Origin of the sequence: Corallococcus carmarthensis (genome assembly GCF_003611695.1) — a bacterium.
Classification (GTDB): domain Bacteria; phylum Myxococcota; class Myxococcia; order Myxococcales; family Myxococcaceae; genus Corallococcus; species Corallococcus carmarthensis.
The window spans coordinates 1-24,010 of the sequence record NZ_RAWE01000158.1 but is presented as its reverse complement, the minus strand read 5'-3'; the positions used below and the strand labels follow the sequence as shown (position 1 = coordinate 24,010).

The following is a 24,010-nucleotide window of genomic DNA, read 5'->3' as shown; positions in this document are numbered from 1 at the left end:
TCGCTGCAGCACGACATGGGCTTTCACCGCCTCTCCTCCCGGCACCCGCCCACCATCGACGCGGAAGTCTTCCTCAAGCTGCTGGCCCATAACGTCAGCCGGCTGCTCTCCCGCAGCCGGCTTTTTTGCGTCTTCGTCCTCTTCGAGGCCCCTGCTCCTCCCCCTGCATCGCGGCCAGGCTGAACCGCTATTCCGCGCAACCCTCCAGTCGGACCGGTTTGGACCGCGCCGGGCGGGAGGGTCAGGGCGGCTGGGCGTCAAGGTCCTCCACCCGCGCTCCCAGGCGCGTTGGCACGCGCGCCAAGACGCGGAATTCCCGAGCCGACGGTTCGCCGGGTGCCTCCATGCCGTTCAACGCGTTCGTGCACCAGGCGTGCAACTCGCGCAGCGCTCCGGCGAGAAACGCCTCTCGCGTGGCCCGCCGCTGCACCTTGCCGCTGGACGTCTTCGGCAGGCTCCCGGGCTCGATGAGCACCACCGCGTGGGGCCTCACCTCGTGCACCGACGCCAGCTTTCCGCGGATGGCGCCCAGCACTGGCGCCGCGTTGCCATCCCACCTGCGCGGATCCACCTCCTGCACCACGACGAGGTGCTCCTCGCCGGCCACCTCCACGCCGAAGGCCACGCCGCACCCGGGCCTGAGCGCGGGGTGGCTCTCCTCCACCACCACCTCCAGGTCCTGCGGGTACAGGTTCCGGCCGCGCACGATGATCAGGTCCTTCTCGCGCCCCGTGACGTACAGCTCCCCCGCGTCCAGGAAGCCCAGGTCTCCCGTCCGCAGGTATGGCCCGTCTCCCTGCGCGGTCCGCGCCTGGAAGACCCGCGCGGACTCCTCCTCGCGCCGCCAGTAGCCCCGCGCCACGCTGGGCCCCTTCAACCAGATCTCGCCCACCTCACCCGGTGGGAGCACCTGTCCGGTGTCCGGCGCCACGATGCGCAGGGATTGATCCGGCAACGTCGTGCCGCTGCTCACCAGCGTCCGGGCCGTGCTCAAGGGCGCCCGGGCCCAGCCCGCCTCCAGCGCGGAGGCGTCCACGTCGCGCAGGATGGGCGCGGCCTCCTTCGCGCCGCCGGTGACGATGAGCGTCCCTTCGGCCAGGCCGTAGCAGGGATAGAACGCCTCGCGCCGGAAGCCGTACGGCCCGAAGGCCTCCGTGAAGCGCGCCAGCGTGTCCGGACGGATGGGCTCCGCGCCGCAGAACGCCAGCTCCCAGCGGCTCAAGTCCAGGCCCTCCCGCTCCGCGGGCGGGATGCGCCGCACGCACAGGTCGAACGCGAAGTTGGGCCCGCCGCTGATGGTGCCGCCGAAGCGGGTGAGCGCCTCCAGCCACGCGCGGGGCCGCTTGAGGAACGACAGCGGGGACATCAGCACCGTGTGGAGGCCCTGGGCCAGCAGCGGCGCCAGCACGCCGCCAATGAGCCCCATGTCGTGGTACGGCGGCAGCCAGATGACGCCCACGCTGTCGTCGCGTGTCTGGAAGGCGCGGTGGATGGCCTCCAGGTTGTGCAGCAGGTTGCCGTGGCTGAGCATCACGCCCCGGGGCGTCCCGGTGCTGCCGGAGGTGTACTGGAGGAAGGCCAGCGTGTCGGCCGTCACGTCCGGCCGCTTCCACGCCGCCGCGTCGCCCGCCTCCGGCACGTCCGTCGCCACCCACTTCAACGCGCGCAGTTCCGGCGCGTCCGTGAAGAGGAACTCCGCCATGGACAGGATGAAGGACGTGGTGAGCACCACCGTGGCCCCTGAGTCCGCGATGAGCGCGCGCAGGCGGGGCAGGGTGCGCTCCAGCCGCGACGGGTCCGGCGGATACGCCGGCACCGCCACCAGCCCCGAGCACACGCAGCCGAAGAACCCGCGGAGGTAGTCCGCGCCGGGCGGATAGAGCAGGACCGCGCGCTCGCCCCGCGCCGCCAGCGACTGGAGCGCGGCGGCGATGCGGTGCGCGCTCGACGCAAGCTCGCTCCGGGTGAGCGTCACCTCCGCGCCGTCCTCCAGGAAGGTGTAGAGGCGCGGCTCCGGATGACGGCGGCTTCGCTCGTCGAGGAGTTCGATCAGCGTCATGGGCGCGGACATCAATAGCTGCCTCCAATCATCAACAGTCCCGAGTAGCGGCCATCCCCCGCGCCCAGGTCCTGCGTGGGCGAGAAGTCCTGGCCGAAGAGGAAGCTGTAGGTGCCTCGCACCTCGGCCGTGAGCTGTGGGTTGATCTTGAAGCGCACGCCCGCGCCCACGGGCGCGTAGCCTCCGGTGTCGTCGAAGAAGCGGAAGAAGTTCCCCTCGCGCACCGAGTAGCGCTCGACGCCGATGCCCGCGAGCACGTACGGCTGCAACCGCGTGGGGGTGAAGCCCAGCGTGAGGGCCGCCTGCCCTCCGTTGCGCACGATGTCCGGCGTGCCGAAGGACGCGTTGTTGTCCGCGACGGACAGGCTGCTCACGCCGCCGCTGTAGCCCAGCTCCACGCCCAGGTAGTCATTGGGGCGGTAGCCCACGACGACGCCATACGACGGCCCTGGATCCAGGTTGGGCGCGAGCTTGCCCGTGTAGCCCTCCACACCCAATCCCAGCAGGAAGTAGGGCCCCTTCCACTCCACCCGTCCCATCCGCGTGGGCGCGTCCGGTGGTGGGTCCTGGGCCCTGGCGGCGCCACCCGTCAATCCCGCCAGGCAGAGCCCCAATGTGATGCCTCGCCTCATGACCGCTCCCTTCATGTGTCGCGTGCGCAGCCAGAAGGTGGTCCACGGGGGAGGGGCGGACAACGAACGGACAGGCGGTGCTCCGGAGGCCCACGGCCCCCCGGAGGGCGGGGCGTGCGGCGCATGGGGCCAGGCCCCTGTCCTCCTCCCCGCCCGTTCCCTGTGAAGCCCGGTGCGCGGCTTCCACCTTGAGCCGTACCCGGATGCTCACGACACCTCCCCCACGCGTCCGGGCCAGGAGCGCACCGCCATGAACGACGCCACCCACCCCCAGCCCGTCCCGGGCCCATCCACTGCTTCGGACCTCAAGGCTCGCGCTCGACGCGTCCTCGCGCACCTGGACGCGGTGCTTCCGAACGTAGACGCGCTCTACGGGGACCTGCACGAACACCCGGAGCTGTCCGGCCACGAAGCGCGCACGGCCTCGGAAGTGGCGTGGCGCTTGGAGGCGGAGGGCTACGAGGTGACGCGGGACGTGGGCGGCCACGGCGTGGTGGGCCTCTTGCGCAACGGTGACGGGCCCACGGTGCTCCTGCGCGGGGACATGGACGCGCTGCCCGTGGAGGAGAAGACGGGGCTGCCGTACGCGAGCCGCGTGCGGACGGAGGACGGCGAACCGGTGATGCACGCGTGCGGCCACGACGTCCACACCGCGTGTCTGGTAGGCACGGCGGCGGTGCTGGCGCGCTCGCGCGACGCGTGGCGCGGCACGGTGATGGTGGTGGGGCAGCCGGCGGAGGAGACGCTCCAGGGCGCGAAGGCGATGCTGGACGACGGGCTCTACGCGCGCTTCGGCACGCCGGACGCCGTGCTGGGCCAGCACACCGCGCCGCTGCCGGTGGGCACCCTCATGCACCGCGAGGGCGTGACGATGATGGGCTCCGCGCAGGTGCGCGTGCGCCTCTTCGGCCGGGGCGCGCATGGCGCGCAGCCGGAGCTGTCCGTGGACCCCGTGGTGCTGGGGGCCAGCGTGGTGCTGCGCCTGCAGACCATCGTGTCGCGCGAGCTGTCACCGCTGGAGGCCGCGGTGGTGACGGTGGGCCACTTCCAGGCCGGCTCGCGCGCCAACGTGATTCCGGAAGAGGCCCTGCTGGAGCTGACGGTGCGCACGGAGGACGACGCGGTGCAGGCGCGCGTGCTCGCCGCCATCGAACGCATCGCGAAGGGAGAGGCCGCCGCGGCGGGCGCACCGAAGCCTCCCCAGGTGGAGGTGCTGAACCGCGGGCCGGTGAACCGCAACGACCCGGCGCTCCTCCGCCGCGTCAGGGCCGCGCATGAGGAATGGTTCGGACGCGCCGCGCTGGTGCCGGGCGTGCTCGCCACCGCGAGCGAGGACTTCCCCTACTTCGCCCAGGGTCCGGAGCACCCGGTGCCCATCGCGTACTGGTTCGTGGGCATCACTCCGCGGAAGGCCTGGGAGGCAGCGCCGGGCGCGACGCCCCTGGAGAAGGTGGCGCATCTGCCCGGGCCGCACAATGGCGGCTACGCGCCGGACCGCGCGGGCTCCCTGCGCATGGGGTGTGAGTCACTCACCGTGGCGGCGCTGGCCTGCCTGCATGTTGGGGATGACTCCGTGGAGCATTGAAGAGGCCCCGGCCTGGAACGGGGTCGCTGGCCCGGCCGGTCCCCCGTCGCTTGTCCCCGACGCAAGTGCCTCCACCTTGAGTGGCGGACGACACTTCTGGAGGACACCCCGATGAAGCTTCCTCTCATGGCCTCGATGACCGCGCTCCTCCTGGGAGGCTGTGCCACGCAGACCTCCTCCCTGCCACAGGAGTCCCCATCCGAGGCGTTCGCCAGCGACGAGATGTCGTGGGACTCGGACGAGTCCCCGCGCACGCAGGAGATGCAGCGCACCCATGACCTGAACTTTTACGGGCAGGTGGGCGCCGAAGCCCAGGCCGCCGCCGAGGCCTCCGGAGGCACGGGCATCCAGCCGTCCTCGAAGCCGGAGGACTTCCAATGCGTGGACCTCGACGAGGTGGGGACGGGCGGCTCGGGTAGCATCGACATGCGCGACGTGGACAACCTGGCTCCGGAAGCGGTCCCCTCCCAGAACCAGGGCGCGAGGTTGGACATCATCCCGGAGGCCTGGAACCGCAACAAGGGCATCGGCACGAGCCCCGTGGCGCCGTCCACCGGCACGCCTCCGGCGGAGGGCAGCGGCGGCGCCGGCCATTGACCGTCCTGGGCTTCAGCCCTGCTGCTTCACCAGCCGGGTGAGCTCCCGGTCCAGCGTGGCGGCGAACTGCTGGCGGTCCTGCGGTGAGAAGCCGCCGGGACCGCCCGTGTTCACGCCGCTGTCGCGCAGCTCCTGCATGAAGTTCCGCACCGACAGCCGCTCGTCGATGGTCTCCGGGGTGAAGAGCTCTCCGCGCGGATCCATCACCACGACGCCCTTGGGCACGAGCAGCGCCGCCAGCGGGATGTCCTGCGTGACGGCCAGGTCGCCCTTCTCCGCGGACGTGGCGATGTGCCGGTCCGCCACGTCCAACCCCGCGCCCACCTGCACCGTGGACACGTACGCCAGCCGCGGCAGCGCCAGGGGCTTGTTCGCCACGAAGACGATGGGCACCTTCACGCGCTGCACGGCGCGCAGCAGGATGTCCCGCACGGGCCCCGGACACGCATCGGCATCGACCCAGATTTTCATGGGGCCATCCTCGCTGATTCGCCCACCGGGGTCAGGCGCGTTGACGCGTCATCGCCCGGGCTGACACGTCACGGAACGCCCCCTGACGCGTCCAGCGCTCCGCGCCTCCGCCACCCCCGCCGTAACCCCAGACAAACCTTTGGCATTGGGACGGGGATTTCATGGTATGCCGGTTGCAGTGGGTCCGGGCCATGCCCATGAGTCCGACCTACCGAATCCATCCCGCCATCGGCATCGCGCGCGTTGGCAACAGCGAGGACTACTACCTGGGGCCGGTGTCGGCCGGGGGCCTGCCGCTGGAGCAGGATGGCCAGAGGGAGGTGAAGACCTTCCGCGACGGCCAGGGAGCCATCCGCCGGCAGGCGGCGCGCTTCCAGGTGTTCGTCTACGACGACGCGAGCCCTCACGGCCGCCCCGTGACGCTGGGGCAGGACAACGTGCAGGACGTGCAGTGGACCGTGCACGTGGCCAACAAGAAGGCGGCCTGGTACGAGTTCCAGCAGCTCACCGGCGTGGACGGCAAGCACGACGGCCAGCCGCTGCGCAATCCCAGGACGCCGGTGGGAATGCGCAACGGCCTTATCATCGACCCGGGGCCCCGCACCGTCGCGGCCCGGGGCAACGGCGGGCTGCCGTCCCAATCCTCCTTCGACGCGGCGCACGCGCCACAGGGCTACCCGGTGAACTTCCCGGCGACCGGCCTGGTCCCGGAGAACAGCGACATCACCACGCTGGGCCAGCTCTCCGTGGACAGCCAGGGCCGCATGGACTTCCGGGGCGGCTACGGGCGCTCCGGTTCGTCCACGCGGTGGATGGTCACCACGGCGCTGCTCAACACCGTCAACACCACGTCCAGCAGTCAGCCCAACTACCTGCCGCCCAGCGCCGTCGCGGGGCTGCGGCAGATCGCGGACATCGGGTACGCCACGGAGGCGGCGTTCAAGGCCGCCATCATCGGCATCTTCGGCGAACACGTGGGCACGTACCTGGCCCAGGACGTGGAAGCGATTGCGTACGAGCAGCCGCGCATCGACACCTACGCCAACAACAACTTCTGGTGGGACGACACGTCGGACGGTCCCGTCACCGCCCGCGTCATCCTCCAGGGCGGCACCTCCGTGGAGGTCACCCCCGCCTGGGTGATGGTGGCGCCGCCGTCCTACGCGCCGCAAATCCTGAACATGGTGACGCTGTACGACACCATCTACGACGCGCTCGTGCGGGCGCGGAACCTGGCGCCGGACCTCTACGGCGCCAATGGCTTCAACCCCGGCTACGTGCCGAACTTCCAGGCGGAGATCCGCCCCATCCTCGCGCGGCCCGCCGTCTACCAGTGGGTCGCCAACATCAACTCCCAGGGCACGGCGGGACACGACGGGGTGGTGCAGCCGAGCGGGGCGCCCTCCAACTTCTTCGGCTACCTGCGCCAGCCGGGCCATGAGAACGACCCGACGCCGGCCCTGATGCCCAAGCTTGCCGGGGATGATCCGCTGCAGGGCGAGCCCAACGTCATCCCCAGCCCGTCCAGCAAGTACCTCACGCTGACGCGCACGCAGTACTTCCTGCTCCAGCAGTTCAGCAAGCAGCTGTACTCCAAGGACCCGCCGCCCGCGTCCACGGTGGGGCCCGGCGAAGCGCTGGACCGCGCGGTGCTGGAGAACTGCGTGGGCGGGCCGTTCTGCCCGGGCATCGAGATGACCTGGCTGTGCCGTGACCCGGCCATCTACGAGGAGCCCTTCCGCATCAAGCCCATGCCCCCCACGGGCAACGCGGGCCTCCGGTGGGACACAGAGCCCACCGCGGGCCACGGCCTCCAGCCCGGGGACGCCACCAAGTACATGGCGCTGCCGTGGCAGGCGGACTTCAACGAGTGCTCCAACCAGACCACCGACTACACCAACCTCTGGTGGTGGCCCGCGCAGCGGCCGTACTTCGTCTCGTACATGGACGGCGGCCAGGTGAAGCAGGACTACTGGACGCGTCCCTATGGCGCCAACTTCGTCAAGGACGAGACCATGGTCTTCAACTGGAAGGACCTGGGCTTCATCCTCCGGCAGTCGGGCACGGGCGCTCAATTCCTGGAGGTCGAACGGCGGCCGCTGGAGCACTCGGACGGGACGGCCTGATCCGTGGACGGCATCCGGTATGACGTCGCCGTGCTGGGCGGCGGTCCCGCGGGCGCGGCCCTGTCGCTGGCATTGCGCAGGCACTCGGGCCTGCGCGTCGCCCTGTTCGAGCGCTCCACCTACGCGCAGCCCCACCTGGGCGAGACCCTGCCTCCGGACAGCCGGCGGCTGCTGGCGCAGCTGGGCGTCTGGGAGGCCTTCGCGCGCCAGGGCCACCTGCGCTCCATGGGCTCCTGTTCGCGCTGGGGCGCATCCTCGCTGGGCTACAACGACCACCTGCGCTCGCCCTGGGGCACGGGCTGGCACCTGGACCGCGCCCGGTTCGACCGGATGCTCGCGGACGAGGCCACGCGCCACGGCGTGGACGTGCGCACCGGCACCGCGGTGACGGAATGGAAGGCCTTGGAGGACGGCGGCCACCGCCTCTTCCTTCCGGTGGAGGGTGATGCCCCCCGCGCCTTCGTGGACGCGCGCTTCGTGGTGGACGCCACGGGCCGGAGCGCCACGTTCGCCACGTCGCAGGGCGCCCGGCGCCACACGGTGGACCGGGCCTTTGGCCTGTGCGGCACGTTCGCGCTCCAGCCCGGCCGCACCGTGGACGCGCTCACGCTGGTGGAGGCGTGCGAGGACGGCTGGTGGTACTCCGCGCGGATGCCCGGCGACCAGGTCGTCTTCGGGCTGATGGGCGACAGGGACTCGCTCCAGGGGTTGCTGCCGAAGGACGCCGAGGCGTGGCGGGCCCGGATGGCGCGCGCTCCCGAGACGCTCGGCCGCCTGGAGGCGTGTGCCTTCACCGGCGAGCCCCTGCGCGCGGTGCCCGCGAACGTCGCCTGCCTGGACCTGCTGCACGGCGAGGACTGGCTCGCGGTGGGGGACGCCGCGTTCACGTTGGATCCGCTGTCCTCGCAGGGCACGTCCCAGGCCCTGCGCTCCGCGCACCAGGCCGCCGACGCGGTGAGCCGCTACCTGCGCGGTGACTTCACCGCGCTGCGCCTCCACGAGGTGCGGGTGCGGCACCAGTTCCAGGAGCACCTGCGCATCCGCGAGGGCTACTACCGCCTGGAGCGCCGCTGGCCCTCGGCGCCGTACTGGCGCAACCGCCAGCAATCCCACGCACCGCTTCCTTTCGCCGCTGCCTCGAACCCTCTCTCCGTAGGGAAGAACGCATGACAACCGGACGCCATCGACCTTCGCGATACCTGATCGCCGCCGCGGGCGTATCCGCGCTCGCTGGAGGGTTCACGCTGGGCGCGTGCTCCTCGTGGGAGCGCACCTCTGGCCCGTCACCGACCCAGGCCGTGGCCGCGGCGGACGGCTATCTGTCGCCACCCTTCCCGGTGTTCCCGCACGGCAACACGCTCACGCAATCCCTGGCGGACAACCATCCGTCCGTGCAGCAGTTCCTGACGTACTACGGCCAGCGCACTGGCGTGACGCTGCCCAACCCGGCGCGCGCCTCGCTGTTCGCGCTGCCCAAGCGGTCGCTGGACATCGCGCACAACGGCCTGGACCTGGCGTCGGGCAACTTCAACTCGTCGCTGGTGTGCCAGTCCTGCCATGACAGCGATTGGAAGGCGTCCGGCACGAACCTGCCGCAGATGTCCTTCTGGGCGCAGCCCGGCGTGGCGCAGGTGGACCCCTCCGGCAAGATGGACCTCGCGTCCAACTGGTCCCTCTTCGGGGACTGGAGCGGATCCATCAAGGCGCTGGCGGCGCGCGACCCCGTCTTCCTGGCGCAGGTGGAGAACACGCGCGGCCTGTCGCCCAACCAGCCGGAGCAGGTGGACAACCTCTGTCTGCGCTGCCACTCGCCCCTGGGCCAGCGGCAGGCGAATCAGCAGGGGAAGCTCTTCAGCCACTTCATGCTGTATTCGACGCCGGAGGGCTCCGGTTACAAAAGTCCGGTCAACGACCCGAACGCGAGCCCCGCCAACGCCACGCTGGGCGCGCTGGGCCGGGACGGTGTGTCGTGCGCCGCGTGCCACGACGTGGCGCCCGCGCAGGGCCAGCCGTGGAACGGCACGGACTTCACCGTGTTCTACGGCAGCGAAGCCAACAGCGTTTTTGGCGCGAACCTCTCCAACCGCCTCAAGGACACGGGCGACTCCAGCCAGCCTCCGGCGTTCCCCTTCACCTCGCACATGAACACCCGGCCGGGCTCCGTGGTGGGGCCGGACACGGGCCTGAACATCGCGCCCATGGCCGCGGCAGGCCTGGGCCTGGAGACGGCCACCAACGCGGCGGGCGGCCAGCCGTACCTCCGCGACGCGACGGTGTGCGGCTCCTGCCACGTCGTGGTGCTGCCCAAGGTACCGGACAAGTACAGCAAGACGCTGACGGTCCAGGAGGCGCAGGCGCGCGGCGGCTACGTGAAGCCGGCCAGCTGCCCGCCCGGGCAGAAGAACTTCACCGGCGACTTCCTCACGGACCCCTGCGTGGGCCTGGCCTACGAGCAGACGACGTACTTCGAGTGGCTCAACAGCGGCTACGCCACCCAGACGGCGTCCTGCCTCACGTGCCACATGCAGCTGGCCAGCGCGTCCACCAACGACGGCTTCGAGCCGGTGGCGCAGGTGAACGCGGACCTGGCGAAGTTCTACCAGGGCAACACGGCCACGACGCCGCGCCAGTACAACCGGCACTCGCTCTTGGGCGTGAACCTCTTCGTCCACGAGATGTTCCAGCAGTTCCCGGACGTGCTGGGCATCGAGTACTACCCGTCGGAGAACTCGGTGGTGCCGCCGTTCCTCCAGTCGCCTCCCATCCGCACCCGCACGGGCAACCTCATCCAGAACCCGGGCGCGGAGAACGGCGACACGAAGGGCTGGATGGTGGCCGCGGGTACCCAGATGAAGGCCGTCACGAGCGATGGGAACATCAAGCCCCAGCACGGCCAGTACTTCTTCAGCTTGCGCAGCGACGCGGTGGTGGGCACCGGCGCGACGATGACGTTCGACGTGTCGCAGTACGCACCATACATCGACCGCAACGGCGGCGAGGTGAAGGTGAACTGGGGCGCGAGCCTGGTCTACAAGAATGCCTTTGAGCGCAACGGGAAGATCCAGCTCACGTTTGGAGGCTCGAACCGTATCCCGGACGAGCCTGAGTTCAGGAATCCGCAGTACGGCACGTGGCTGAACTTCAACCGGACCGTCCAGCTCAGCCCGGGGACCCGCTCGCTCACCGTGGTGCTGCCGCCCAGCATCGCGGTGGATGACCTGTTCCTGTCCCTGACGCTGCCGGAGGCCGCCGCGCCCCTGCTCCAGGACGCGAGCCGCAGCTACGCGGTGGCGAAGAACCTGCTCAACGCGGAGCAGTCCATCCTGGACCTGGCGGTCAACACGTCACAGGGCGTCTACAACCCGCTGAAGCCAGCGGTGCAGGTGTCCGTCGCGCCGCCCACCAACGGAGGCGCCACGCAGGACTTCGCCGTCACCGTCACCAACAACGTGGGGCACAAGTTCCCCAGCGGCGCGGGCTTCCGCCGGGCCTTCGTGCAGTTCGAACTGCTGGGCGACGGCGGCCGGGTGCTCTGGGCCTCAGGCCAGCCGAACGCGTGGGGCGCCATCTGCCAGGGCGCGTGCAACGCGGCGGGGAGCAACACGCTGCCCGCCGAGTTCGCCACCGACCCCCGCCAGCTCCAGCCCCACCGCCAGGTCATCACCGACGAGTCGCAGGCGCAGATCTACGAGCTGCGCGTGGTGGACGACTACAACCACCTCACCTCCACGGAGCTGCAGCAGTTCCAGGCGGTGAAGGACAACCGCCTCCTGCCGCTGGGCTGGGTGCCGTCCGCGGAGCGCAAGCCGTCCGACGCCTTGCTGGGGCTCAAGCTCCAGGAACTCGCCACGCTGACGGAGCCCACGAGCAGCGTGCTGGGCGCGGGGGACACGAGCGTCTCCAGCGACCCGGACTACAACGCGAAGTCCGCGCCGGGCCTGGACCGCATCACGTACCGCGTCCCGACGAACCGGACGGCGGGCTGGAAGTCCGCGCGGGTGCGGGTGAACTACCAGACCATCCCGCCCGGCTACCTGGCGGCGCGCTTCAAGGAGGGGCTGACGAACGACCTGGGCCAGCCGAAGACGCCGGGCCCCGCCATGTCGCGGCTCATCTACATGACCAGCCGGCTCAACAACCAGTCCGGCTTGTCGTACGCGCCGGACCCCAACCAGCCGTCCCAGAAGGTCGACTTCATGAGCAACTGGACGATGGTCCTGGGCGAGTGGACGCAGGTGGCGACGCCGTAGGTGACGACAGTCGCGCGCGCAGGGCGGGGATTCGCTAGAAGCGGCTTCGTGCTTCCGGCGTCCTCCCCGTCCCGCCGCGCCTTCGCGGCTTCGTCCCTCGCGCTCTGGCTGCTGTGTCTGGGGTTGTTCGCGGTCTACACCGCGAGCCAGGTGCAGATGCAGACGGACTCGCTGTGGTCCATTCCGTCCGCGGCCAGCATCCTCCACGAAGGCAACGCGGACCTGGACGAGTACGCCCCTTCGTTCACGCAGGCGACCGCCTACGCGCGAGGCGTCTACGGCGGCCACACCTATTACGAATACCCGCCCGGGGTGATGGTCTCCGCGCTCCCGTTCCTGGCGGGCGCGGAGGCGCTGTTCTCCCTGGGCCGGCCGCTGCTCGCGCACCTGGGCGCTCCCGGTGCCGGGGCGCTGGCGTGGCTGGAGTTGTTCCGGAGCACCGGCGCGGTGGACCTGGGCTCCTTCCACCGCACCGAACAGCTCATCGCTTCGTTCTACGTGTGCGCCGCCGCGGGCGTGATGCTCGTCGCGCTGCGAAGGCGGGTGTCCGCTCGCGCCGCGCTCGTCACCGTCCTGCTCTTCGCGTTGGGGACGACGGCGTACTCCACCGCCAGCCGCGTCCTCTGGCAGCACGGCCCCGGGTTGCTGGCCATTGCCTGTGTGGTGCTGATGCTGGCGCGGCCCACGCAGACGTCGCGCACGGCGTTCCTCGCGGGGCTCGCGGTCGCGCTCGCCTATGTGTGCCGGCCCACGCATTCCGTCACGGTGGTGGTCGTCACCGCGTACTTCGTCCTGCGCTTCCGCCGGCTGCTGCCCGCGTACTTCGCGGGCGCGGCGCTCGTGGCGGTGCCGTTCTGCGGGTACAACCTGCACCTCCACGGTTCGCTCCTGTCGCCGTACTACGTGCACCCGCTGGACGTCGCGGGCTCGCGCTTCCTCATGGCGCTGGCCGCGAACCTGGTGAGCCCGTCGCGGGGGCTGCTCATCTATTCGCCGTTCCTGGTGCTCGCTGGGGTGGGGTTCGTCCAGCGGTGGCGCCGCAAGGAGCTGGAGCCCTTCGAGAAGGCCTTCGCCGTCATCGTGCTCCTGCATTGGGTGGCCATCTCCGCGTTCCCCATCTGGTGGGCGGGGCACTCCGTGGGGCCGCGCTTCTTCACCGACGTGCTGCCCTATCTCGTCTTCTTCCTCGCGTTCCCCGTGCAGCTCGCGCTGGATGCGCCCCGCCAGCATCGTGGCCTCATGGGCGTGCTCACCGCGACGGCCGCGTTCAGCGTCTTCTTCCACTGGCGCGCCTCCACCTCGTACGACGTGCACGGGTGGAACTCCGTCCCGGTGGACGTGGACAGCGCGCCGGAGCGCGTCTGGGACTGGAAGGATCCGCAGTTCCTGCGCGCCATCCCCGCGCGCTTCCGCGGCAATCCCCGGTAGGGCAGGGGCTCCGCCGCCTGCCTGCCTTCCAGGATGCGTCAGCCCCCAAGCCGCCGAGGGTCTTGGCGCGCGCCCGGGACGCCTCCAGCTTTCCACCGGACCTTTCTGTTTCAAGGAGGCGGTGCCATGGCGAAGGCGAAGAGCAGCCTGCCGCGCGCGCTGGGTTGGTTCAGCGTGGGCCTGGGCGTCACGGAGTTGCTGGGAGCGTGGAACCTGCTCCGGTTCTTCGGCATCTCGCGCGGGGACCGGTGGGTGCGGGCCTATGGCGCGCGGGAGCTCGCCGCGGGCCTGGCCCTGCTGAGCCCCGCGAAGAAGCGCCCCTGGCTGTGGGCGCGCGTGGCCGGTGACGCGCTGGACCTGGCGACGATGGGCAAGGGCCTGCGCGAGCCCGGAGTGCGCAAGGGCCGCCTGCTCGCCGCCACGGGCGCCGTCGCGGGTGTCACGCTGCTGGACATCTACGCCGCCGCCAGGGCGTAGGCCTTGCGGGACGTGCGATAGGCTTCCTGCCTTTTCGAAGGAAGGAAGCCCGTGCGTCCCGTTCTCCTGTCCCTGCTGCTCCTGCCCGCGCTCGCGGGTGCCGCCGCCCCGAAGGCGCAGGACCCGTTCGTCTTCCAGGGGGTGGAGCGCATCGTCGCCGTCGCGGACGTGCATGGTGACGTGGACGCGCTGAAGGAGGTCCTCCGGCTGGCGGGCCTCATCGACGCGAAGGACCACTGGATTGGCGGCAAGGCGCACCTGGTGCAGACCGGTGACCTGCCGGACCGGGGCGACCACACCCGCGACGCCTTCGAACTGCTCATGCGTCTGGAGACCGAGGCGCGCAAGGCCGGCGGCCGCGTGCACCCGCTCCTGGGCAACCACGAGCTGATGAACATGCGCGGAGACCTGCGCTACGTCACGCCCGGCGAGTTCGCCTCCTTCGCGGATCAGTCCTCCACCCCCGACGGTCCGGGGGAGCCCCAGGGGCTCCACGGCCACACCGCTGCCTACGCCCCGGACGGGCGCTACGGGAAGTGGCTGCGCACGCATCCCGCCGTCATCCGCATCAACGACACGCTCTTCCTCCACGGCGGCCTGGCCCCCACCGTGCCGGGCACCACGCTCGAAGAGGTGAACCGTTGGGTGTGGCAGGACCTGACGCCAGGACAGGCGCCGGGCGGCGGCGTGGATCCGCAGGGCCCGGTGTGGTTTCGCGGCTACGCCCTGGACGACGAGGCGAAGTGGGACGCGGGCCTCACGCAGGTGCTGGAGCGCTTCGGCGCCCGCCGCATGGTGATGGGCCACACGCCGTCGAAGGACGGCCGGCTCTCCGTCCGCTTTGGAGGCCGAGTCATCGTCATCGACACGGGGCTCAGCACCCACTACGGCCGCCACCTGGCCGCGCTGGAGCTTCGCGGCGACCGCGTCACCGCGCTCTATCCGGAAGGCCGCGTGCCACTGCTCCCCACACCGAAGGCCGCGCCGGCCCCGCGCCCCGAGGCGAAGACGGGCACGAAGTAGACGGACCTCCGCTGAACACCCACCCGGAGCTGTTCACTGGAAGTCTTTTGACTTTGATAGTCAGTATCAATATCGTCCGCCCCCATCGAACGCAGGGAGCCGCGATGCACGAGGGATGCGGACCACAGGGAAGTGCCGGGGAGCTGCGCTGCATGTGCGGCAGCCTCCTGGCGCGGCTGGTGCCGGGCGGGGTGGAGCTGAAGTGCCGCCGGTGTCACCGGACGCAGGTGGTGCCATTGCAGCCCGGGCCGGAGGCGGAGACCCGGGGCGGTGCACCCCGGGGTGATCTCGGCTGAACCACTTTGAAGGAACGGGCTCCGGCTGGGGCTCGCGGCAGTGCGTTTCCTGAGGCCCGAGGCCCCTGAGCCCAGCGCCCGACAGGCTTCCGGTGAGCGGAGGCCCCCCGGCTTTCGTGCCGGGAGGACCGTGGATGTCCGGGCGTTGGTGGCTGTGCGCGCTGCTGTGGAGTGCCTTGTCCGGCCAGGCCCGGGCGGAGGACGTGCCGTCCGCGACGAAGGACACGCCTCCGGTAGAGGAACCCCCCGCGCTTCAGACGGTCGTGACGGGCTCGCGCAAGCAGGAGCGTCTACGCGAGACGCCGGTGGCGACCGAGGTCATCACCCGTTCCGAGATTGTCGCGAGCGGAGCACGGGACGCTTCGGAGTTGCTGTCGACGCGCCCGGGGCTCGTGGTGCAGCAGGGCTTCGCGGGCTCCGGGCTGTCCATGCAGGGCCTGGCGCCGGAGTACGTGCTGGTGCTGGTGGACGGCGAGCGCGTCACCGGCAAGGTGGACGGCAACATCGACCTGTCGCGCCTGTCGCTGGAGGACATCGAGCAGGTTGAAATCGTGACGGGTCCCTCGTCGGTGCTCTACGGCAGCGACGCGGTGGCGGGCGTGGTGAACTTCATCACCCGCCGCGCGCAGCGCACCCTGGGCGCGGACCTGCGCGCCTCCTACGGCACGCTGGGCCGCCTGGACCTGGACGCCACCGGCGAGACGCGCGGCGACGCGTGGGGCCTGCGCATGAGCGCCGGACTCCAGCGGCGCTCCGCCTACGACCTGGACGCGTCGGACATCGGCACCACGGGCAGCAGCCTGAGCGGCTACGACCTGTCCGCGCGCGGTGACTGGCGTGGCACGGGGGCGATGTCGCTGGAGGGCACCGCGTCCTATTCGCACCGCATCCAGCGCGGCGTGGACCTGGGCGCCGGGAGCGCGGTGTTCGACCGGGCCACCCGCGACAACACCTTCGCCTCGCGCCTGTCACCGTCCTGGCGGCTGGGTGAGAACGTGTCGCTGCGCACGGACCTGTCCTACGGGCACTACGAGCGGCGCTACCTGCGCGACCAGCGCAATGCCTCCGCGCTGGACACCGTGGAGGACACGCGCGACCAGCAGGCCCGCGTGGGCGTGCAGTTGGACGCGCGTCCCGGCGGCGGTCACTCGCTGGTGGTGGGCTCCGAGTACCTGGGTGAATGGCTGCTGTCGGACCGGCTGGAGGGTGGCCGCGGGCGGCGCGGGCGCGGCTCGCTGTATGCGCAGGACAGCTGGACGCTGTGGGAACGCCTGGGGCTGGTGGCGGTGCGCGGCGGACGGGTGGACGTGGATTCGCAGTTCGGGGTCGCCATCACGCCCCGGGCGGCGCTGAAGGTGGAGCCGCTGAAGTGGCTCACCTTGCGCGGCAGCTACGGCTGGGGCTACCGCGCGCCCAGCTTCCAGGACCTGCTCATCGACTTCGAGAATCCCTCCGTGGGCTACACCGTGCGCGGCAACCCGGACCTGAAGCCGGAGCGCTCACGCAGCTTCAGCTTCAACGTGGAGACGCGCCCCGCGAGCGACACCGTGGTGTGGGTGGGCCTGTTCCAGCACTCGCTGCGCGACATGATTGCCGCGTCGCTCCAGTCCGAGGGCGACTTCCTGCGCTACTCGTACATCAACATCGCCCGGGCCCGCGTGCGCGGCGGCGAGCTGGGCGTGCGCCAGTCGCTGCCCGGCCGCATCCAGGTGGAGCTGGGCTACACGCTCACCGACGGCACCGACCAGGACCTGGACCGCGCGCTGGAAGGCCAGGCGCGGCACCGGCTCACCGCGCAGGCCACGTGGCGCCACCGCCAGTGGGGCCTGGAGGCCAACCTGCGCGGCGCGCTCACCGGCGAGCGCCCTTTCTATCCCGATACCAACGGAGACGGTGTGGCGGATTCCTACCGTGCCAGCCCCACCGTCTCCCTGGACGCCCGTGTCGCCTGGCTCATGCCAGCGGGCGGGCTCCAGCTTTTCGTTGTGGGCAGCAACCTCACCGGTGCGGGCAATCCGGCGGATCTGCCCATTCCACCCCGCACCCTCCAGGCCGGTGTCTCCACCCGGTTCTGATTTCAAACCCAGCACCCTGCTGAAGGAGTCCGCATGTTCCTCATTCCCTTCCGTCCCGGCTTCCTGGGCCGCGCCTGCGCGGCGCTGCTCCTCGCGAGCCTGGGCACCGCGTGCGGTGACGACCTCCAGCCCACACCAGGGCCCGGCGAGGACGACGACACCGTCGTCACGCCGCAGGACGGCGCGAACCTGAAGCACCACGACAACGGCGACGGTTCCTTCACCTCCGTCGTCGACGCGACCGACGGGACGGCGTGGGTGGGCATGGATCTGGACACGGGCAAGCAGGTGAGCGCGACGGAGGACGCGGCGTGGGACCTGGCCTTCCAGCGCTACACGGTGAAGACGCGCGGCGGCGTCAGTGGCACGGGCGGCGTGCAGGTGGTCATCGTGCCGGGCACGACGTTCACAGCGCTCACCCAGGCGCCCGCGTCTGGCTACGTGACGGACGTGGCGGACGGCCCCGACACCGGTGACAGCCCGGACACCGTCTTCAACGCGGGGGACGGCTGGTACATCTACGAGCTTCAGTTCCACACGCTCACGCCGCGCCAGCAGCTCTATGTCGTGCGCTCCGATTCCGGGACGTACTTCAAGGTGGAGATCCAGTCCTACTACGACGCCGCCGGCACGCCCGCGATGATGAAGCTGCTCTGGGCGAAGGTCGCCGCGCCGGCCGGGGGGCAGCCGTGATGGACCGCACGGAAGAGGTGGTGAGTCCGCACGCCGCGCTCAAGGAGCGCTGGCAGACCCTGCGGGATTCCGAGCCGCGCATGCGCATCCGCGACGCGGCGGACCGCCTGGGGGTGAGCGAGGCGGAGCTGCTCGCCACCGGGATGAACGGCGAGCTGGTGCGGCTGGAGCCGCGCTTCGACGTGCTGCTGCCCCGGCTGGAGTCGCTGGGCCGGGTGATGGCGCTCACGCGCAACGCGTCCGCCGTGCATGAGAAGAAGGGCGTCTACCGCAAGGTGGAGCTGCACGGCGCTCGGGCGCTGGTGCTGGACGAGGACATCGACCTGCGGCTGTTCCTGTCGCGCTGGTGCTTCGTCTTCGCGCTGCGCGAGGACCTCCACGGCCAGGTGCGCCGCAGCTTCCAGGTGTTCGACGCGGCGGGCACGGCGGTGCATAAAATCTACCTCCAGGACGACGCGAACGTCGCCGCCTTCGAGGGGCTGGTGCGCGAGCTCCAGCATGAAGACCAGGGCCACGTGCTGGACGTGGTGCCGGTGTCGCCTCCCGCCGAGCCCCGGCCGGATTCGGAGATCGACGCGCTGGGGCTCAAGGCCGGCTGGCGCGCGCTCCAGGACACGCACGAGTTCTTCGCGCTGCTCAACAAGTTCAAGGTGGCGCGCACGCAGGCGCTGCGGCTGGCGGGCACGGAGTTCGCGAAGCCGGTGGTGCCGGACGCGCTGGGCTGGACGCTGGAGCGCGCCGCGGCGACGCAGCTGCCCATCATGGTGTTCGTGGGCAACCCGGGCGCCATTCAAATCCACACCGGCCCGGTGCGCACGGTGCGGCCCATGGGCCCGTGGATGAACGTGATGGACCCGGGCTTCAACCTGCACGTCCGCGCGGATCAGGTCCACAGCGCGTGGGTGGTGCGCAAGCCCACGCGCGACGGGGACGTCACCTCGCTGGAGCTGTTCGACAAGGCGGGGGAGAACATCGCGCTCTTGTTCGGCAAGCGGAAGCCGGGCGAATTGGAGTCCCCCGCGTGGCGGACGCTGATGGAGGAATTGGTCCGGACACTGCCCGCGGTGGAGGTGGCGTCATGAAGCGCACGGCGGCGAAGTGGGGGCTCGTCACGGCCCTGTTCGCGCTGGCGGCGCACGCGGCGCCTCCCGCGGCAAGGCCCGCGCCGAAGCTCATCTCCATCGGGCCGGCCATCACGCAGACGGTGTTCGCGCTGGGCGCGGGCGACCGTGTGGTGGGCGTGGACGACTCCAGCGCGGCACTGCCGGAAGCGTCGAAGGTGCGCACGGTGGGCTACCAGCGCGCGCTGTCCGCGGAGGGCGTGCTGTCGCTGGGCGCGGGCGTCCTGCTGGGCTCGGCGGAGGCCGGACCTCCGGGCGTGCTGGAGCAGCTGAAGCAGGCGGGCATGACGGTGGAGACGTTCGCCAACGAGCCCACGGTGGAGGCCGCGCGCACGCGCATCCAGGGCATCGCGGAGCGGCTGGGCATGCCCGAGCAGGGCAAGGCGCTGGTGGCGAAGCTGGACGAGGACCTGGCGAAGGCGGCGGGCCGCGCCGCGCAGGTGAAGAACGCGAAGCCGCCGCGCATCCTCGCCATCTACGCGCGGGGCGCGGGCGCGTTGATGGTGGCGGGCTCGGGCACCGTGGCGGACACGCTCATCCGCCTGACGGGCGGCGTGAACGCGGCGGAGTCCATGCAGGGCTACAAACCGCTGGGCGCGGAGGCCGTGGTGGCTGCGGCGCCGCAGTTCGTGCTCCTGCCCGCGAGCTCGGTGTCGACGGTGGGCGGCGCGGAGGGGCTGGCGAAGCTGCCCGGGCTGTCGCAGGTGAAGGGCTGGAAGCTCGTCACGGTGGAGGACGTGGACTTCATGGGGCTGGGGCCCGGCCTGGGCCGTGCGGTGGTCCGCGTGCAGGACGCGGTGGCTCCGGCCGCCCCGGCGGCCCCAGCGTCAGCGAAGGGCGGCGGCAAATGAGCGCGTCGGAGGCCATGCCGGTCCCCGCGGCGCGTCCGGTGCCTTCAAGGCTTCCGGGCGCGGGGCCCTGGGTGACGTTGGGGTTGCTGCTGGCGTTGATCATCCTGGCGTCGCTGGCGGTGGGCTCCATGACGGTTCCGCCGTCCGCCATCCTCGGCAGTCTCTGGGAGGCGCTGGGACTGGGCGAGGCCTCCCACCGGCTGGACTCCATGCAGCGCGCGGTGCTGCTCACCATCCGCCTGCCGCGCGTGCTGATGGGCGTGATGGTGGGCGGAGTGCTGGCGACCACGGGCGCCGCGCTCCAGGCCCTCTTCCGCAATCCGTTGGTGGAGCCCGGCCTGCTGGGCACGTCCAGCGGGGCGGCGCTGGGCGCGGTGCTGGCCATCGTGCTGGACGTCGCGTTGGCCGCGCACGTGGGGCCCTTCCGGATGCTGGTGGTGCCGGCGGCGGCCTTCGTGGGCGCGCTGGGGGCGACGTTGCTCGCCCTGCGGTTGGGCACGGGAGGAGGGCGCACGGACACGCCGCGCGTGCTGCTGGCGGGCGTGGCGGTGAGCGCGGGTTCGTTCGCGGGCATGGGCCTGCTCACGTTCAGCGCGACGGATGCGCAGCTGCGCTCCATCACGTTCTGGAGCCTGGGCAGCCTGGGTGGTGCGTCGTGGGAGGCGGTGGGCGCCGCGGCGCTGCCGCTGCTCGTGACGCTGGGGTTGCTCCTGAGCGAGGCGCGGGCGCTCAACCTGGTACTCCTGGGCGAGCGTGAGGCGTGGCATCTGGGCGTGGACGTGGAGCGGCTCAAGCGCAAGCTCATCCTCGCCGCCGCGCTGGGCGTGGGAGCGGCGGTGGCGTTCTGCGGAATGATTGGCTTCGTGGGCCTGCTGGTGCCGGCGCTGCTGCGCATCGCGCTGGGACCGGACCATCGCAGGCTGCTGGCCGCGTCCGTGTTGTCAGGGGCCTCGCTGTTGCTGGCGGCGGACCTGCTCGCGCGCACGCTGGCGTCTCCTTCGGAGCTGCCCGTGGGCGCGCTGACATCGGTGTTGGGCGTGCCCGCCTTCATCGCGCTGCTCGCGCGCAAGGGGGCGGCATGAGCCTGGAGGCGCGCGGCATTGAGGTCTGGCGGGGGCGGGGCCGGGTGGCCGGTCCGCTGTCGCTGGAGATCCGGCCCGGCGAGCTGCTCGCCGTGGTGGGCCCCAATGGCGCGGGCAAATCGTCCCTGCTCGCGGCGCTGTCGGGCGAGCTGCGCTGCAAGACGGGCGACGTGTTCCTGGAAGGCCGCGCGCTGCACCAGTGGCCCTACGTGGAGCGCGCACAACGGCTGGGCGTGCTGCCGCAGGAGTCCTCCCTGGGCTTCGGCTTCACCGCGCTGGAAGTGGCGGTCCTGGGGCGCAGCCCGCACGCCCGCCGGGGCGGGGACCCGTCAGACCTGGAGGTCGCCCGCGCCGCGCTGGACGCCACCGACACGCAGCACCTGGCCTCGCGCGCGTACACCACGCTCTCCGGTGGCGAACGGCAGCGTGTGCAGCTGGCCCGCGTGCTGGCCCAGCTGTGGACGCCGCCCGCGCACGGCCACCGCTACCTGCTGCTGGACGAGCCGACGGCGAGCCTGGACCTGTCCCATCAGCACCTGGTGCTGGAGCGCGCCCGTACCTTCGCGCAGGAAGGCGGCGCGGTGCTCGCGGTGCTGCACGACCTGAACCTGGCCGCGCGGTACGCGGACCGCATCGCGGTGTTGGATCAGGGCCGGTGCGTGGAGACGGGCACGCCTTCGGGGGTGCTTACGCCCGCCCTCATCGCGGAGACCTTCGGGTTGCAGGTGGAGGTGGTGGCGCGGCCGGACCTGCCCGGGCCGCTGGTGATTCCGCTGGGCCGCGCACCCGCGCCGCCCTGACGCATCGGTCTCCTCCCGCGAGGAGGGTGTCCACGCGCGCGAACGCCCCTCCAAGGCCGCGCGTCGGACCCTCCTCGCGGCAGGGACGTTGGGCTTCACATCCGGGTCGCCCGCTCGCGGGTCGCGCGCCGGGGACGCGCCAGGGCCGGCTCTGGACGCAGGTAGCCAACCGCCAGCGCGGCGATTTCATCCACGAAGGTATCGTCCTCCACGTAGTCCGGCCGGTCCGTCAGCGCCGTGTGGCACAGCGCCTCCACCGCGTTCACCAGGATGAAGACCGCCATGTCCAGGTTTCGGGGACGCAGGTCCTCGAAGCGGGGCGCGAGGAAGGCCCGCACCAGCCGGTGCAGCCGTTGCGAGTACACATCCGAAAGGCCCCACTGCCGCATCCGTGGCATCAGCTCATGCAGCACCTGGTTCAGCCGGGGGTTCTCCCGCTTCACCGCGAGCACCTGCCGGATGAGCGCGCGCATCGCCACCGGAAGCGGCTGGCCCGAAAGTGTCACCAGCCCCGCCTCGAAGTCCGCCAGGCTCCGCGCACGGTGTTGCTCCATCAGCGCCGTCACCAGCCCCTCCTTGCTGGGAAAGTACTGGTAGAGCGACCCCACGCTCACCCCGGCCTCCTGGGCGATGCGGTTGGTGCTCGCGGCCTCGTAGCCATCCCTGAGCAGAACGCGAGCAGTCGCGGTGAGGATGGCGTCACACGTCGCCTGCGCCCGTTCCTGGCGGGGCGCCCTGCGACGGGAAGGTGGGGGACGGCGGGGCATGAAGCCTCCGGAAAGGGAATGTGAGCACCACGCGAGTTGAGAACGTGAGCGCTCACTCACATTCTAACCCCATGCAAACGACCGCGTCCCAGTCCCCTGTTCGCCCCTCTGTTCATTCTCCCGCCCCCCGGGGCAAGGCGTTCCCCTACGCGGGCCACCGTGCGCTCGTGACGGGTGCGTCGTCCGGCCTGGGGGAGGTGTTCGCCCGCGAGCTGGCGGCGCGCGGCATGGACCTCATCCTGGTGGCGCGCTCCGAGGACCGGATGCGGACGCTGGCGGCGGAGCTGTCGAAGGCCCACGACATCCAGGCGGAGGTCATCGCGCTGGACCTGGGGCGGGAGGGCGCGGGCCGCGAGCTGCACGCGCGCTGCCAGGCGAAGGGGCTGCGCGTGGACCTGCTCGTCAACAACGCGGGCTTCGGCATGCACGGGGCCTTCGACGCGGCGCCGTTCGCGCGGCAGCACGAACAGGTGATGCTCAACGTGACGTCGCTGGCGGACACCACGCACCTGTTCCTGCCGGACATGCTCGCGCGCGGCGTGGGCGGCATCCTCAACGTGGCCTCCATCGCGGGCTTCCAGCCGGTGCCGTACATGGCCATCTACGGGGCCACCAAGGCGTTCGTGCTGTCCTTCACGGAGGCGCTGTCGGAAGAGACGCGCGAGCGGGGGGTGCGAGTGCTCGCGCTGTGCCCGGGGCCCGTGCGGACGGCGTTCTTCGACGTGGTGGGTACCCAGCAGGCCGCCGTGGGCCCCATGGCGACGGCGGAGGAGGTGGTGCTGCGCGCGCTCAAGGCCCTGGACCAGGGCCGGGCGTCGGTGGTGCCCGGGTGGCGCAACTGGCTGCAGGCCAACCTGACGCGCTTCACGCCGCGCTGGCTGGGCCTGCGCGTGGCGGGCGGGATGATGAAGCCGCGTGAGGCGACGGGTACGGGCACCGCGCGGCTCGCGCCGTAGCGGCAGGCCTGCGCAGGGCGCGGGACGCTGTTTCGGCACCGGGGGGCGTGGGCGAATCCAGTGCGGCGGCGGCGCGCCGCGCGTGGCCGACCCGCCGATGAAGACGATGGTGGGACGCGCCGTTGGCGGCGGCTGGGGCACCTTGCTGCCCAGTAGCCGTACCAGGAGTTCGTGAACAATCCGTGTGACCCGAAGTTCTTCGCGAGGACGCGACTCGCGGAGCGCAGCGGCGGGCCGCGCCTGCATGCCGGAGCGGACGCCAAGGCGAGTCCACGGACAGAGGCGCCCTGCCGGGAGCGCCGTCTCCCAACTGGTCCGACAGTCGGACCAGTTCGCGCCGAATGAGGCCCAGGGCCGCGCCGGCCCTCGCCATCGACTTGTACAGAGGGTGGTTCACCAGCCCCGCCGCCCAGTAGCCGTGCCAGGAGTTCGTGAGCAAGCCCTGTGACCCGAAGGGCTCAATGAGGGCACGTGCCTCGCGGAGCGCGACAGTGGACCGCGCTGGGGGGCCGTAGTGGACGCCAAGGCGAGTCCACGGATAGAGGCGCCCCGCCGGGAGCGCCGTCTCCCAACTGGTCCGACAGTCGGACCAGTTCGCGCCGCATCGTGCCCAAGGCCGCGCTGGCCCTAGCGTCCATGTCAGACCCCTGTGGTCTGGTGCGAGAAGCTTGGACGAGGAGGGGGACGGGGATGGTGCGGGTGGGGCTCGTGGCGTACGTGG

Annotated in this window: 20 protein-coding genes and 1 pseudogene; 17 read left to right on the top strand and 4 right to left on the bottom strand. The window is 71.2% G+C overall.

What is annotated here, in order from left to right:
• A pseudogene (locus D7X32_RS45640) lies at positions 1 to 183 on the top strand (hypothetical protein); the annotation flags it as partial.
• Between the two features lie 58 nt (positions 184 to 241).
• Here D7X32_RS45640 and D7X32_RS31185 read toward each other — a convergent pair.
• Positions 242 to 2,071 (bottom strand): fatty acyl-AMP ligase, encoded by a 1,830-nt coding sequence (locus D7X32_RS31185; RefSeq protein WP_244239277.1) that lies wholly within the window; start codon positions 2,069 to 2,071, stop codon positions 242 to 244.
• Positions 2,071 to 2,691 carry an outer membrane beta-barrel protein gene (locus D7X32_RS31180; protein WP_120606213.1) on the bottom strand — a complete coding sequence of 207 codons (621 nt, stop codon included), beginning with the start codon at positions 2,689 to 2,691 and terminating at the stop codon, positions 2,071 to 2,073. The genes D7X32_RS31185 and D7X32_RS31180 overlap by 1 nt, the downstream gene beginning before the upstream one ends.
• A 250-nt stretch (positions 2,692 to 2,941) precedes the next feature.
• Here D7X32_RS31180 and D7X32_RS31175 point away from each other — a divergent pair, with 250 nt between their 5' ends.
• Positions 2,942 to 4,276, top strand: coding sequence for an amidohydrolase (locus D7X32_RS31175; RefSeq protein ID WP_120606214.1), 1,335 nt, complete (start codon positions 2,942 to 2,944; stop codon positions 4,274 to 4,276).
• Between the two features lie 111 nt (positions 4,277 to 4,387).
• A complete protein-coding gene (locus tag D7X32_RS31170; RefSeq protein ID WP_120606212.1) occupies positions 4,388 to 4,873 on the top strand; it encodes a hypothetical protein in 486 nt (161 codons plus the stop codon).
• 12 nt (positions 4,874 to 4,885) lie between these two features.
• On the opposite strand, the gene D7X32_RS31165 is transcribed toward D7X32_RS31170, so the two are convergent.
• Positions 4,886 to 5,344, bottom strand: coding sequence for a YaiI/YqxD family protein (locus D7X32_RS31165; protein WP_120606211.1), 459 nt, complete (start codon positions 5,342 to 5,344; stop codon positions 4,886 to 4,888).
• 197 nt (positions 5,345 to 5,541) lie between these two features.
• Here D7X32_RS31165 and D7X32_RS31160 point away from each other — a divergent pair, with 197 nt between their 5' ends.
• The 13 genes from D7X32_RS31160 to D7X32_RS31100 all read left to right on the top strand — a co-directional run bounded on the left by D7X32_RS31160 (position 5,542) and on the right by D7X32_RS31100 (position 21,566).
• Positions 5,542 to 7,470: a LodA/GoxA family CTQ-dependent oxidase gene (locus D7X32_RS31160; protein ID WP_147450337.1), complete on the top strand. Its 1,929-nt coding sequence runs from the start codon at positions 5,542 to 5,544 to the stop codon at positions 7,468 to 7,470.
• A gap of 3 nt (positions 7,471 to 7,473) precedes the next feature.
• Complete coding sequence (locus D7X32_RS31155) at positions 7,474 to 8,640, top strand: NAD(P)/FAD-dependent oxidoreductase (protein ID WP_120606209.1); 1,167 nt, start codon at positions 7,474 to 7,476, stop codon at positions 8,638 to 8,640.
• Positions 8,637 to 11,720 carry a hypothetical protein gene (locus D7X32_RS31150; RefSeq protein ID WP_147450336.1) on the top strand — a complete coding sequence of 1,028 codons (3,084 nt, stop codon included), beginning with the start codon at positions 8,637 to 8,639 and terminating at the stop codon, positions 11,718 to 11,720. Before D7X32_RS31155 ends, D7X32_RS31150 begins: the two co-directional genes overlap by 4 nt.
• A gap of 48 nt (positions 11,721 to 11,768) precedes the next feature.
• Positions 11,769 to 13,148, top strand: coding sequence for a hypothetical protein (locus tag D7X32_RS31145; protein WP_120606207.1), 1,380 nt, complete (start codon positions 11,769 to 11,771; stop codon positions 13,146 to 13,148).
• A 126-nt stretch (positions 13,149 to 13,274) separates the two neighbouring features.
• A complete protein-coding gene (locus D7X32_RS31140) occupies positions 13,275 to 13,625 on the top strand; it encodes a hypothetical protein (RefSeq protein ID WP_120606206.1) in 351 nt (116 codons plus the stop codon).
• 51 nt (positions 13,626 to 13,676) lie between these two features.
• A complete protein-coding gene (locus D7X32_RS31135) occupies positions 13,677 to 14,648 on the top strand; it encodes a metallophosphoesterase (RefSeq protein WP_120606205.1) in 972 nt (323 codons plus the stop codon).
• Positions 14,649 to 14,800: 152 nt separating this feature from the next.
• Positions 14,801 to 14,944: a hypothetical protein gene (locus D7X32_RS31130; protein WP_244239276.1), complete on the top strand. Its 144-nt coding sequence runs from the start codon at positions 14,801 to 14,803 to the stop codon at positions 14,942 to 14,944.
• 134 nt (positions 14,945 to 15,078) lie between these two features.
• Complete coding sequence (locus tag D7X32_RS31125) at positions 15,079 to 17,019, top strand: TonB-dependent receptor plug domain-containing protein (RefSeq protein WP_120606203.1); 1,941 nt, start codon at positions 15,079 to 15,081, stop codon at positions 17,017 to 17,019.
• A 33-nt stretch (positions 17,020 to 17,052) separates the two neighbouring features.
• Positions 17,053 to 17,712 (top strand): HmuY family protein, encoded by a 660-nt coding sequence (locus D7X32_RS31120; protein WP_120606202.1) that lies wholly within the window; start codon positions 17,053 to 17,055, stop codon positions 17,710 to 17,712.
• Positions 17,712 to 18,794: a hemin-degrading factor gene (locus D7X32_RS31115; protein WP_120606201.1), complete on the top strand. Its 1,083-nt coding sequence runs from the start codon at positions 17,712 to 17,714 to the stop codon at positions 18,792 to 18,794. The genes D7X32_RS31120 and D7X32_RS31115 overlap by 1 nt, the downstream gene beginning before the upstream one ends.
• On the top strand, positions 18,791 to 19,684 hold the full coding sequence (locus tag D7X32_RS31110) for a heme/hemin ABC transporter substrate-binding protein (RefSeq protein WP_120606200.1): 894 nt from the start codon (positions 18,791 to 18,793) through the stop codon (positions 19,682 to 19,684). The genes D7X32_RS31115 and D7X32_RS31110 overlap by 4 nt, the downstream gene beginning before the upstream one ends.
• Complete coding sequence (locus D7X32_RS31105) at positions 19,681 to 20,766, top strand: FecCD family ABC transporter permease (RefSeq protein WP_120606199.1); 1,086 nt, start codon at positions 19,681 to 19,683, stop codon at positions 20,764 to 20,766. Before D7X32_RS31110 ends, D7X32_RS31105 begins: the two co-directional genes overlap by 4 nt.
• Positions 20,709 to 21,566 (top strand): heme ABC transporter ATP-binding protein, encoded by an 858-nt coding sequence (locus D7X32_RS31100; RefSeq protein WP_439329030.1) that lies wholly within the window; start codon positions 20,709 to 20,711, stop codon positions 21,564 to 21,566. Before D7X32_RS31105 ends, D7X32_RS31100 begins: the two co-directional genes overlap by 58 nt.
• A gap of 95 nt (positions 21,567 to 21,661) precedes the next feature.
• On the opposite strand, the gene D7X32_RS31095 is transcribed toward D7X32_RS31100, so the two are convergent.
• Entirely contained in the window at positions 21,662 to 22,333 is a 672-nt protein-coding gene (locus D7X32_RS31095; RefSeq protein WP_120606197.1) for a TetR/AcrR family transcriptional regulator, read from the bottom strand.
• A 71-nt stretch (positions 22,334 to 22,404) separates the two neighbouring features.
• Here D7X32_RS31095 and D7X32_RS31090 point away from each other — a divergent pair, with 71 nt between their 5' ends.
• Positions 22,405 to 23,289, top strand: coding sequence for an SDR family NAD(P)-dependent oxidoreductase (locus D7X32_RS31090; RefSeq protein ID WP_120606196.1), 885 nt, complete (start codon positions 22,405 to 22,407; stop codon positions 23,287 to 23,289).
• Positions 23,290 to 24,010 lie beyond the last annotated feature (721 nt).